Consider the following 12296-nt stretch of genomic DNA (forward strand, 5'->3'; position numbering starts at 1 on the left):
TTTTACTAAGTATAGATCTTAAAGTATGGCAGCGCTTAGCTGACTAACTTTTGCGTTTGTTTATTTTGAATATTTTTGGCTAATTTATAACATTCATCTACATGCGCTTCAGCAACTTTTTTCATCACAATATAGCCTAAACTTGCTGCAATGATTGAGCCACCCAATGGGATAAACTTGGTCACTTGTTTGGTAATGATTTTAGCCGCCATATTATTTAATGATGCCTTTACCGCAGTACGCGCAACCACTAAACCAGAAAACTCAAAACCACGTTTGCGTAATTCATTCCAATGAATTTTCTTGGTTGCAGGATCATAAACACTGATTTGATCTGGTGCTAAACCAAAGCGGGCATTGATTTCAGGAATTAGAAGCGACAGCATCCCGACATCAATCACCACATCTAAAAACGGAACAGGAATTACTGCGACACCAGCAGAGACATAAGAGCGCTTTTTCACTTGCTCCAAGCATTCATCACGAATTTGTTCTAAGTTTAAGCTTGGATCGATTGCGTCTGGAAGTTTATCAATTTTCATAAAACAATTACCTTTGTTTCAAGCTTTTTCTCATATTTTTGAAAATGCATGTTTAAGCTTGAAATTGTGAAGTTATTTCCAAATAATGTTTTAAAAATGCCATAGTATGGTGTTGTTGTATAGTGGCGAATGTTTATGTTTTGTGCATAAACGTAGACAATAGAAGATTGAAAGTTGAGGGATTATGGCCATTCATGTGATTCAAAGCCAACGCATTGATGTCTTGGTGCAAGGGCTTTTGCAAAATACCATTCGGCCATCTAAGAATCCTTTTGCAGTCTTGCAAACACAACATTTTATTGTCCCAAGTCCTGCGGTACAAGAATGGCTGAGCCAACGTATTGCTGAACAACAAGGCATCAGTGCCAACAGTCAATTTCATCAACGTATTCGTGGTTTTCAGTGGTTTGCTTATCAACAAGTTTTAGATGACAAAGACAAAGTCCGTAAAGCCAATATTCCGCGTTTGATTATGAAGTGGCGAATTTACCAAACGTTGAAAAGTTTTATTGAGCAGGATGAAAATAGCTTAGCCCAAGATCATCCTTTGCATGGCATTATCCAACGTATTTATGATGCAGCCTCGCAACTGGAACAGGGTTTAGAGAAGCAACTCAAAAAACAAAGTATGTTGTATTGGGTCTCTGAACAAGTGTCAAAATTGTTCAGTCATTACATGTTGTATCGTGGGGACTGTCAACGCGGTTGCCAACAGAACAATGGACAAGCATGTAGTTGCCCAGGCAATTGGCTAGGGCAGTGGGGACGAGGTCAAGCACTTAACCTCGAACAGCAATTCTTTAAAACCAATCAACAAATTTCAGCATTTACTTTAAATCAGGCACAAGAGCTGGAAACTTGGCAACGTTGGTTGTGGCAACATACATTTCATGACGATTTTATTGAAATGCAAAGTATTGATCATGATTTTTGGCAAATCATGGATGATGATCTACAACGCCCTCAAGCCTTAAAGAAATTACCCAGCCAGCTGATTATCTTTACTTTATTGGATTTACCACCAAGTCAATTACAGTTTTTAAGACGACTGGGACAATATTTGGATGTGGTGATTTTACATTACAACCCATCACAAGAATATTGGGCTGACAGTGTCGATCCAAACTGGAAAAAACAATATGATTTGCGGGTAAAGGCGCGTTTTGTCAGTAAGCATCCCAAAGCGACTGATGCAGATATTCAAAAGTTTTTTGATGAATTTACTTTGAATTTTAATGCAGAAATTCGTGAATCACGACATCCATTATTAACCCGTTTTGGTAAACAAGCCCGTGATCACTTTTCGATCTTATCTAATCTGTCTTCAGGTGAAGAAGGACAATGGGTGGATGCCTTTGTCGATGAAGAACCGATTCATTTATTAAGTAAATTACAATCAGATATTCTGTATTTGGTTGAGCCTGAACCGCATGCTTATCCAATTGCCAAAACGGATGACTCAATTCAAATCCATGTGTGTCATTCGTCTTTACGACAGCTTGAAGTGTTAAAAGACCAGTTGGTTGCTTGGCTGATGAAAAGCACTGTTGAACAGCCACATCGGCCAAGTGATGTTTTGGTGTTAGTGCCAGATTTAAAACAAATTGAACCACTTATTCGCAGTGTATTTCCACACACACCAAACCAAGACAGTATTTATCTGCCAGTGAAGATTGCTGGTGTAACGCAACTGGATGCCAATAATGCTTGGCGTGCTGTTTTAGGCCGTATTCAATTGGTTGAAGGTCGTTTTAGCGTTGAGGATTTTGCAGATTGGTTAAGTTTAAATGCCACGCAATTACGTTACGCTCTGGATATTTCAAATACAGAAAGAATGATTGAGCTATTGATCAATGCTGGGTTTAAACGTGGTCTAGATGCACAACATTTACGACGATCTTTAAGTCAGGATGATGAAGATTTTCGTTTTAGTTTTAAATTTGCTCTTGATCGTTTGGCTTTAGGTATTGCGATTCCAGAGCATACGATTTTTGAAAATACCCTAAGTTATGCCCAAATTTTGCAAAGTGATTTTGAGTTAGTGGCTAAACTGATTCAGATTTATCAAGATTTTGATGTGCGCCGTGACTGGATGATTGCGCATGAGTTGGGGAAAAATACCACGTTAAAATGCAATGTTGAGGCGTGGTTAAAACTACTGATGCAAGACATTGTTGAGTTTGAACAAGCCGGTGTTGAGTCGTTAAAAGTCGTACGTGAAATTGTCAAAAAACAAGAGCGTATGCTGACTTTAGCCAGTTTTTATGATGAACATGCGCAACCCATCCTTAAAAATATTTATTTACCTTTACCCTATCTATTGAATGAGATTCAAAATTTATTAGAAGGTCAAATCGATCAGGCTTTACCGACAGGTCAGATTACCTTTAGCCAAATTGGCCAGATTCGTCCTTTGCCTTATAAGTTGATCGTCCTGTTAAATTTGGATGGGGGTAAATTTCCAGATCGAAATGTGCATTTACCCTTTGATTTGATGCAAATTCTCAAGCCGCAGTTGGGGGATCGCTCCCGCCTAGATGATGATCAAGGCGCTTTCCTAGATGCTTTGTTATTGGCGCAGGAAAATCTATGGTTATTCTATAATGGCTTTGATGTGAGTGATGGTGAAGTTCGTGAGCCATCCAGCGTGTTACAGGAATTGATCAACCATATTGCCCTGATTGCCCAATCTGAAACGGCATTATCTACGGACAATAAGGATATCAGTCCTGTTGATCAGATGATTGAGCTTAAGGGGGTTCAAGTCCCTGAACATTTGCAGTGCTTATATCATATTCATACTTTACAACCTTTTGATCCAAATGGTTTTGAGTCAACAACACCGCTTCGTTTTCAAGATCAATGGTTCAATGTTGCACAACACATCCGTCAAGCGGAAATGCTTGCTAAACGTGAGGCTTGGGCAAATACACAATATCCTGTTGTTCAAGAAGAGCTCACTGTTTTGGATGCGCGACAGTGGATTCAAGATGTCACTTTCCCAGCACAGTTATATTTAAAAACTTTAGGCGTAGAGAATCTGCGCGCAGAAGATATTCCCGCAATGAACGAACCCTTAATTCTGGATGGTTTGGCACGTTATCAGATTCGAGATTTCTTACAGAAACAATCGGCTCATTCTGCCGAAGATAATTGGTCTCAAGAGATTGGATTACTGCAGAATCAATTACCCATTGGCAAGGTTCAGCACAGCGCATGGCAAATCAGTTTGGCGGAGCAAGACAGTTTAAAAGAGCGGTTACAGCGTTATGCTGATGATGTGACGTTGACAACGCAACGCCAATGGCGAATTGACGCTGGTTTGGTTATGAATATCACAGTACCTCAGCAAGCAGGGCAGCATTGGGTGAGTTTGGATGCGTCAAGCGGTCGTGCTAAACGTCGTGCCAAAGTTTGGTTAGAATATTTACTCTGGTTAAGCTATTTAAATGTCGATGCTGAAAAGTCTAAAACGCTACAACGTATTGCGGTATTTAGTGATGTCACGATCATCAGTACGGGGTTAAGTTCAGAACAGGCGAAAGCATATTTATTGCCGTGGTTTAAAGCATTTGCCTATGCCCAATCGGAACCTCTGGTTCTGCCTGCGGCTTTGTTATTAAAACCCGCTGAAAATAATAAGCAGTTGCAATGGTCACTCGGGACTGTTGAAGGTGGTTTAGCTGCACATCGTTTAAATGAAAATGGTTTAAATGCGGATACACAACCTCATGTGGAAAGCATGTTGATCGATAACTTTGCAGATCTTTTAAATGAATGGAATAAAAGCGATGCGTTTCTACCTTATGATTTGACTGAAATGGAATGGAGTAAAAAGCATCGGGATTGGCAATTTATTTTGCAAGAACAAGATGCGACCGCATTGTTAAAACATGCCTGTGATCATTTCGGCTATGCGTTGTATCAGCCGATTTATCAGCATCAATTTGTTGCGGAGGAATAAACATGACTTCCGTAAATTCACAGTTACCGGCAGCACAAAACGGCACAGCCAAAAAAGTTTCGATTCAGCCGATTGAAGATATGCAATTTGCTGGATTGCACTGGATCGAAGCTTCTGCAGGTACAGGCAAAACCTATACGCTCTCAAGCTTGATGGTGCGGATTTTTTTAGAAAAATACTTACCGAGCCAAGTCATTGCGACCACATTTACCCGTAAAGCTGCGGCAGAATTGAAAACACGTATTCGCTTACGATTACAGGAAACATACCGCTATTTTGACTCATGTCGTGAATTAACCGAAGCGCAAGTCTTGACCAAAGCAGCCCAAGAGTCAGATCCATTATTTTCTAAAGTGTTAAAGATGTTTGCCTCACGGATTGCGTATGCCTGTGAACGCTTGAAATTGGTGATTGATCAGCTGGATGAACTTTTTGTTGGGACTTTAGACAGTTTTAGTCAGAAATTACTGCGTGAGTTTGCTTTTGAAAGTGGCAAAATCGAGCGGGCTGAAATTACTGATGATGCGAAAAGTTATAGCCAGCAATTGATTCATGATGTACTTCGCGCATGGATTCAAAAACAGCCTCAAGATATTGTAGACAGCTTGATGTTTGCGGGCGAGTTACATGGTGTCGATTATTATGTTGCAACGGTGGAACAAAGCTTAAATTTTGCCTCGGCAAATTTTATTGAGCCTAAATTTTCCAATGCAGATGTTCAGCTATTCCAACAGGCGATTGAACAGCTTGCCAAGATTCAACTGGATCAATTGCTGACTTTGCAAAGTTATTATTTATTGGATGGTGAGTTTTATAAATTTGCGAATGGGACAAAATTTAGAAATGATCGATTGAATCGTATTTTTGCCAAGAGCTTGCCGCGAATTATTCAAACCCTACAACAGCATGACTATAAGCATTATCTAAGTTCAAAGCTGAGTGCTGAAAAGTCCGACTTTGCAACCTTGATTAAGGTGATTCGGGAGCAGCAAATTTTTAAAAAAGCGGCACCTGAAAATGTACAATCCGATTTTTATCAACACACGCTTATTCAACAATTACTCAGTATCTATGCGCAGATTGAGATATATGAAAATCAACTGCTTGGAACCAATACATTCTTAAAATACTATTTGGCAAAAGAAGTTAAAACACGTTTACCTCAAGTGTTACAGCAAAAGGGTGAAACCACTTTTGCACAACAAATTCGTACCCTTGCAGAGGCTTTGCAAGGCGAACAAGGTCAGCGTTTTGCGACCTTTGTTCATGCGCGTTATCCACTGATTCTGGTCGATGAATTTCAGGATACCAACCAAGATCAAGATGATATGTTGGCACAAATTTGGCGGCATCCCAACCGTGTCAAACAGGGTTGTATGATCATGGTCGGAGACCGTAAACAGGCGATTTATGGTTTCCGTGGTGGGGACATGTTGACCTTTTTAAAAGCACATCAGGATGTGTTTGGCAAAGCAGGGCATGAATATAATCTGATTTTTAATCATCGCTCAGTCAAGCCTTTGGTTGAAGTGGTTGATGCCTTATTTCAACGCCAAATGGATTTTGGTGAACAGGTCTGGTATACCCCAGTACAAGCAGGTCCTCGTCCGCATCCCGATTTACTGGATCAAGGCCATGTCAATCCACAGCCTTTAAGGTGGATCAAGCTTGAAGATAAAAATCAAGAAGCTGAACAAGTGGCATGGAAAATTCGCGAGCTACTGAATCAGGGTATTCAAGGTAGTTTATATTTTATTGAAAAATCAGTGCATCGTGCAGTAGATGAAAATGATATCGCCATCCTCTCTAAAAACCATGATGGCCTAGATAAAGCACAATCCGCGCTGGAATTTTTAGGGATTCGAACCAGTCGCCCCTCGAAAAAAAGTGTCTTTGAAAGTCAGATAGCAGGTGATGTTGGGGCTGTGCTTGCTGCAATTTTGCATCCTTATAATGAAGCCAAAGTAAAACGGGCTTTGTTAAGCCGCCTGATCGGCTTTGATTTAAAAGCATTGATTGCCTTGGAACAGCATGCTGATGGTTTGAGTGTTTATATTGAACTGTTCGATCAGATTCGTGAGCTGTGGCTCAATCAAGGGTTTTTAACAGCTTGGCAATATCTGCTTAACCAATTTTCTGTCTGGACAAAATTGGTGGAAAAACACAGTCGTGACAATGAACGTGTGGTGGTGAATTTACGTCATTTAACAGAGTTATTGAGTCAGCACAGTGAAGATTATCAAGGTGCACAAAATCTTTATCATTGGTATTTAAAACAACTGACTTCACCGATGGAGAGAGAGTGGGAGATGGAACGGAAACTGTCCAATGAGGCAGGGGTTCAGTTAATGACCATTCACCAATCCAAAGGGCTTGAGTTTAAGTTTGTGTTTTTATTGGGAGCCGATAAAGACTTTAAAGAGATCAATAAAACGCTGAATTTCTCGACCGTTGAACAGCTGAATGTACGAACAGGACAGAATGAACAACAGCGTGTGGTGGCAATCAATGATGCCAATCTACTCGATAAAAAAGACATTGAGCAGCACAATGAGCGCGCTTTAGCAGAACATCACCGTTTGTGGTATGTGGCATTGACCCGCGCCAGTTATCGGGTGTACGCGATGCTCAGTGATGTAAAGGAAAAATCTACAACAGGGCTGGCATTTTGGCGTGGTCAGGGCGCAAATACGTTTCAGCATACTGGAACTGCCATGCAAGCTTTATTGACCGAACGTCCACCACGTTTAGAAAAAACCAAGATCGAAGTCCAATTGCCTTTACTTGCACAAGCCTTTCCTACCCAACGTTTTTATCCTCGAGGTAAAACCAGTTTTAGTGCTTTGGCTCAGCATTTAACTCGGCAACAAATTCAGGATGCTTTGGCCGTTTCTGAACAAAAACAGGATCGAGCAGAAGACGAAATTCAACAACCCATTGTTGAAATCATTACAGATGTCGTTCCTACTCAATCGCTTGCATGGATCAAAGCCAATTTCCCAATGGGTACAATTGCAGGAAATTTCCTGCATGAAATTTTTGAGCATATTGATTTTAAAGATACGCATTATTGGCGTTTGGTAATACGTCGTCGCTTTAAAAATGATTATTCAAGTTTATGGACGGAGTTACTGGAAAAATATCAGCAAGCGTTTCTCAACGACAATCCGAGTGAGGACATTTCTCAAACGGAACACGCTGTAGAAGAGACGCTGATTGACTGGATGGCTGAGTGGCTACAGGATGTTTTATCTACTCCGATTCTCAGTCATTTTAAAATGGGGCAACTTGAACCACATGAGCATTTAGCTGAGTTTCCATTTTATCTGGCTCTTTCAGATCGAGTTTTGGCAATTAAACGTATACATCAATTGTTTGATGAGCATGCCATTGCAATGCCTGAGTTTAAAGATGCCAATTCAGCACGTTATTTAAATGGGTCAATTGATTTGGTGTTTTTTGATGGTCAGCAATATCATATTGCCGATTATAAAAGTAATTTTTTGGGTGTAGATCAGCAAAGTTATTCATTTGAAGCTGTTCAGGACAGCATGTCGCATGCCAGTTATTGGCTACAGGCATCTTTGTATTTGGTGGCATTGCATCGTTATTTGAAAATCCAGCTCGAAGATTATCAAATTGATCGTGATCTGGGAGGCGCAACCTATTTGTATTTACGTGGTATGAATGGTCAAAGTGGACAAGGTTACTACTTCTGGCGACCCACGACGGAATTTATTTTAAGACTTGATGCCATATTGGGCTATTTTACTGAGGATAAATCCAGTTGAATCGTGTGAATAGTTGCTTGAACATCTTTGCAAACAATAAGTTATTCTGTGGATAACTCTGTTGAAAACCTTGTAGATAACTCTGAGGATAACCGTGTGGAAAATAAACAGGATTTAGAAAGCCAAGTCCCGCAATGGATTGAGACATGGAGTAAATACATTTTAGCGCAGTATTCCACAGCTTCAGGATTAGATGAACAGACACTTGAATTAGTACAAGAAATTTTATTGGCGACCACACAAGGGGATAGCTGTATCTCCGCAAAGGCGCAAAACACCGCTTTATTAAAGCCATTGATTGTAGCGCCTGATATTGAACAACATGGTTTAGCTGAAACAGTGGTTGCACCATTTGTGCAACAGCATGGATTGATTTATCTATATCGTTATTGGCAGCTTGAGCGCCGTTTAGCGATACAAGTGGCACGGTTAAAACAGCAGAATATTCAACATGTTGATGTTGTTGCATTTGATCAACTTCTTACCGATCTACATCAAAAAGCTGCCTTAACTATGGTGGCAGGCAATGCTTTTAATATTATTACCGGTGGACCAGGTACAGGTAAAACCTATACCTTGGCTAGAATCATTGCAGTATTGCAGCAAACCATTCCTGATATTCGTATTGCAATGGCTGCGCCCACAGGCAAAGCCGCACAGAGAATGGGGGAAGCATTACAAAAATCATTGAGTGATCCAAAACTACACAGTTTTGGACTGAACCAACATCAATTTAATCCCATGACCTTGCATCGGTTATTAGGCTTGGGAAATCAGCATATTCCTCGTTTTAATCTGCGACAGCCATTGCCTTATGATGTGATCGTGGTTGATGAAGCATCAATGCTAGATTTAAATTTAGCCACGATGTTGTTTGAGGCGATTCCTGAACATTGCCGTTTAATTCTTTTGGGTGATGCCAATCAGTTGGCTTCAGTGGATGTCGGTTCGGTGTTGGCAGATTTACAGAATGTACAATCATTACAGCACAATCGGGTCAATCTACAGACCAGTCAACGCTTTAAAGATGGTGCCTTAATTGGAAAAATGGCACAGTTTATTCAATCACAGAAAAATCAAAGTATAGACCGTACAGAATTATTGGCGAATTTTGAGCAAGAAATTGTTGAGGCGAGTGCGCTTAAACCAGTTGAACTCAAAGCAAATATGCAAGATGTGATTCAGCTTGAATATCTGCCTGAAAAGATTTTGCCAGCAGATCTAACGCAGTATTACCAAAAACTCAGTTTAGGTTTTCAAGCCTATTTTCAAAGTTTAAACAGCTATCTGACGGCCGAAGAGCCTTATCATCAGATTGAAGCGGTGACACAAGCGTTTGACCTCTATCGTATTTTAACGGCAGTTCGGCATGGCGCATTGGGATTGAATAGCTTAAACCATGAAATGGAAAAAGCATTATTTGAATATCTTCCAACATTGGCTCGTTATGGCGACTGGTATGTTGGGCGTCCTGTGATGATGAGCTATAACGATTATCAACTTGGTCTTTCCAATGGAGATATCGGAATTTGTCTAAAACATCGCCAGCATGCTGATCAATTTGAAGTCTATTTCCCCAGTTTAGACAAATGGATTGCTGCAACGCGTTTGCCTAAATCGATGCAAACCGCTTTTGTTTTAACCATTCATAAATCTCAGGGCTCAGAATTCACCCATACCGCCGTGGTTTTGGATGTTGCAGCAACACGCTTGTTGAGCCAAGAATTGATTTATACCGCCATCACACGGGCCAAATCAGTGGTGAGTTTACTGGTTGATCGACAAGCATTTATCCACGCTTTAGACACTACCACAACCAGAATGAGTGGATTGGTTAGCATGATTAACACGGTATAGTTATTTTGTAGTTTTTATTGATAATTTATCTCTATGTACGAAATTGCTTACATGAATTCGAGAGATTTGCGCATAGAGCTTCTTGTTACTTTTTGAGATGATGAAGCCATAAAGAACTCAGCAAGGATCGTTGAGTAAAATCGCAAAATAATAACAATTTAAAGTCGTGAGACTGCGAACTTACATGAAAGTAAGTGATAAGAGGAAACTTACAGCCGCTAAGCCTTGTAGTTTTGGGAGAGACTACAGGGCTTTTTTATTGAAATTAAATTCTGAATTTTTTACTTCAAAGAGAATCAAATTATTTAAATTTAGTAGGTTTTTTAAAACGCTACAGCCATTGCCTCTATGTACGTTATTTCTCACATAATCTTGCGGTAAATGCGACTTCTGTTCAATGTCTGTCACAGGCATAATAAGTCACATAAGGACATAATTAGTCACATGGTTGTGAAATAAGTGTCATGTACAAAAACAAAAACTGCTTAGGGTACAAGCAAATACTATAAATAAGATAAGCACAATAACTAAACAAGAAACTACAGCGCAAAGGAAAAGCCCTAAGATTAATCTTAGGGCTTTTTCATATTTTATCTGTTGCGTTTAAACCAAAACCGCTGTTTAAACCGATAATTTAAACCAATTCGGTTTCTGTTCGATCTGTGCCAAATAATGCTCGACGTTGTGTTTTAGGGATCTTAGGACACTGGCTAGAAATTTGATAAAGCGTTTGCGCCAGAGCAGGAATATGTGTTCCAACTACAGCTTTGCCTGTATTTAAAATACTGACGCTAATATCACGCTCTGGATCAGCCCAGCAGAGAATGTTGGAAAAGCCTAAATGCCCAAAAGCTTGGCCCGTCATTGGCCCAAATATACCCACTGGGTTACTGCCGAGCATAGGCCCTAAGGCATAGCGCATTGGTGCAAGCAAGGTTCGGTCGATGTTGGTGGTTGAGGTAGGCAAAGTTGCACGAAATACCGTTTCAGGACTCATGATTTGCTTGCCATTATATTGACCGCCATTCAATAACATCTCAAAGAAGCGATTGGCTTGTTCAGCACTGGTGTAAATATTGCCCGCAGGGCATACCGTATCCATAAAACGTGGATCATTGGTCACATCGACAGCAAGTTGTAAGCCACCACCGAGCACATGATTTAAATATAAGTCTGTACCGAGTTTAGGGTGTACACCAGTCGGGTAATTTAAAGCAACTTGATCTCTATATTCTGGTTTTAAGCCATAGTTAAAAAACTGCATATCCATCGGTTTTTCAATATGTTCATGTAAAAACTGACGAATATCTTGTCCTGTTACCCGCTCAATCAATTCACCTAAAATATAGCCCGCAGTAACAGCGTGATAAGCCAAATGTGTACCAGCAGGTGAAATGGGTTGTGCAGCGTAGAGATGTTGTAAAATTTGATCTTTGTCAAAAAGCAGTTCTGGTGTGACTTCCATTTCTATCCGTGGAATTCCACCACGGTGAGACAATAAATGGAAAATTGTGGCACGGCGCTTGCCATTTTGTGCATATTCAGGAATGTAATAACTGATCGGATCTAATAGATTGATTGCACCTGTTTCATCTAACATGTGAATCAACATTGCTGTAATTATTTTTGATGCTGAAAATAAGCAAATCGGGGTGTCTGGATTGGCAAGTACTGCATCTGAAGCCAGACCATCGGCAGAATTACCAGACGCATAACCCAGACTACGATTGAGAATAATCTCGCCTTTGCGTCTTAAGCACATGGTGATCAGGGGATGGTTGCCTGTTTGATACAGGTTTTCAATACTTTGCCAAATCTTTTCAATTTGTTGTTGGGTCATCCCTCCCAGTTCTGGAGAAACTTCATTTTTGCGCTGCGTGATACTGCTTAAGTCCTTGGGTACATAGCAGGTATTGGTTGAAAACAATTTCACAATCTTTTTCCATGATTATTTTTATTCCACGGCAGTGTGAACTGAGTTGAGCATGATGTCAGTGTCCCAATTGCCATGCGATTTGTAAAAAAAATGCAATAGTTTTGTAATTAAGCCTTATGGCGTATGGTTGTACGATATTTTTGCAATCTCACCCCACTTCCTTTAAAATAGGCGACTGCTGTAGTGATGCACGGCAGTTAAATTGA

5 protein-coding genes are annotated in these 12296 nt (G+C 40.2%); 3 read left to right on the forward strand and 2 right to left on the reverse strand.

Going from position 1 to position 12296, the window contains the following annotated elements:
• Window positions 1–35: 35 nt before the first annotated feature.
• Window positions 36–542, reverse strand: coding sequence for a hypothetical protein (locus tag F981_RS20970; protein ID WP_004725502.1), 507 nt, complete (start codon window positions 540–542; stop codon window positions 36–38).
• Window positions 543–726: 184 nt separating this feature from the next.
• On the opposite strand from F981_RS20970, the gene F981_RS20975 reads away from it, so the two are divergent.
• From F981_RS20975 to recD, 3 genes are all read left to right on the forward strand, one after another.
• A complete protein-coding gene (locus F981_RS20975) occupies window positions 727–4506 on the forward strand; it encodes an exodeoxyribonuclease V subunit gamma (protein WP_004725506.1) in 3780 nt (1259 codons plus the stop codon).
• 2 nt (window positions 4507–4508) lie between these two features.
• Window positions 4509–8297 carry a UvrD-helicase domain-containing protein gene (locus F981_RS20980; protein ID WP_004725508.1) on the forward strand — a complete coding sequence of 1263 codons (3789 nt, stop codon included), beginning with the start codon at window positions 4509–4511 and terminating at the stop codon, window positions 8295–8297.
• A gap of 96 nt (window positions 8298–8393) precedes the next feature.
• Window positions 8394–10154, forward strand: a complete 1761-nt coding sequence (gene recD, locus F981_RS20985) for an exodeoxyribonuclease V subunit alpha (RefSeq protein WP_016539156.1) — start codon at window positions 8394–8396, stop codon at window positions 10152–10154.
• Between the two features lie 634 nt (window positions 10155–10788).
• Here the strand turns inward: recD and F981_RS20990 are convergent.
• Window positions 10789–12087, reverse strand: coding sequence for a serine hydrolase domain-containing protein (locus F981_RS20990; RefSeq protein ID WP_004725512.1), 1299 nt, complete (start codon window positions 12085–12087; stop codon window positions 10789–10791).
• Window positions 12088–12296 lie beyond the last annotated feature (209 nt).

The organism is Acinetobacter guillouiae CIP 63.46 (genome assembly GCF_000368145.1).
Lineage (GTDB): Bacteria > Pseudomonadota > Gammaproteobacteria > Pseudomonadales > Moraxellaceae > Acinetobacter > Acinetobacter guillouiae.

Bases quoted from the DNA above. Each gene is read 5' to 3' on its own strand.
- F981_RS20970 (WP_004725502.1), bottom strand. From the start codon at position 542: ATGAAAATTGATAAACTTCCAGACGCAATCGATCCAAGCTTAAACTTA.
- F981_RS20980 (WP_004725508.1), top strand. From the start codon at position 4,509: ATGACTTCCGTAAATTCACAGTTACCGGCAGCACAAAACGGCACAGCC.
- F981_RS20975 (WP_004725506.1), top strand. From the start codon at position 727: ATGGCCATTCATGTGATTCAAAGCCAACGCATTGATGTCTTGGTGCAA.